Origin of the sequence: Campylobacter sp. S4:11, assembly GCF_024723695.1 — a bacterium.
Lineage (GTDB): Bacteria > Campylobacterota > Campylobacteria > Campylobacterales > Campylobacteraceae > Campylobacter_D > Campylobacter_D jejuni_C.
Genome location: NZ_JANQDC010000106.1, coordinates 1 through 373, shown reverse-complemented (window position 1 = coordinate 373; position 373 = coordinate 1). Strand labels below are relative to the sequence as shown.

The 373-nt window shown below is 23.9% G+C and carries 1 protein-coding gene; it reads left to right on the top strand.

Annotation, left to right across the window (positions count from 1 at the left end; all coding sequences use genetic code 11):
* A partial coding sequence (locus CAMP5053_RS08425) for a hypothetical protein (protein WP_337217658.1) occupies positions 1-373 on the top strand: 373 nt, incomplete at both ends.

Genomic DNA, 373 nt, shown 5'->3' with positions numbered 1-373 from the left:
CCTCTTCACTCCACGCCCCTACCCTAGCTATTCAAAACAATACAAACTTGCTCTAGCAAAGAAAAAAGAACTTATAACTAAAACAAGTATAGCTTCTACAACTTACAATTTTATAGATGAAGAATATTTAAAAAACATACAAGATTTAAAAGAACAAGAAAAAATCATTGAACAAGAAGAACAAAAATATCAATTGGATTTAAAACTTTATAAAGAAGACAATAAAATAAAAAATGAAATTTTTAATTCTTTATTTAAATCTTTAAATGAAAAGCTAAGCTTTCAATTAAAACAAGAAAGAAATACTTTTTTAAATTCCAATCAAAGCTTAAGTATTATTGCTAATAAACAATACCTACTAAAGACTTTAAAC